Raw genomic sequence first — 301 nt, 5'->3', positions numbered from 1 at the left:
CCCCCCCCCCCCCCCCCCCCCCCCCCCCCCCCCCCCCCCCCCCCCCCCCCCCCCCCCCCCCCCCCCCCCCCCCCCCCCCCCCCCCCCCCCCCCCCCCCCCCCCCCCCCCCCCCCCCCCCCCCCACCAACACTAGGTTCTCTTCGTCGGCAGCGTCAGATGTGTATAAGAGACAGTGGCAGCGCTGTTCCTGCTCTTCCCGCGCATGGCGCCGCTCTGGGGTGTGCCCGGCGACCCGTCGCGCGGCCGCAGCGGGCTGTCGGCCGAGATGCGGGTCGGCAGCATCGCGCAAATCGCGCTCGA

Annotated in this window: 1 pseudogene; it reads left to right on the top strand. The window is 80.4% G+C overall.

Annotated features, from left to right (window positions below):
- Nucleotides 1-173: 173 nt before the first annotated feature.
- A pseudogene (locus JHD63_RS23505) lies at nt 174-301 on the top strand (transglutaminaseTgpA domain-containing protein); the annotation flags it as partial.

Origin of the sequence: Xylophilus sp. ASV27 (assembly GCF_016428875.1) — a bacterium.
Classification (GTDB): Bacteria; Pseudomonadota; Gammaproteobacteria; order Burkholderiales; family Burkholderiaceae_C; genus Xylophilus.
The sequence above is the reverse complement of the archived record's forward strand: the minus strand, read 5'-3'. Positions and strand labels throughout refer to the sequence as shown.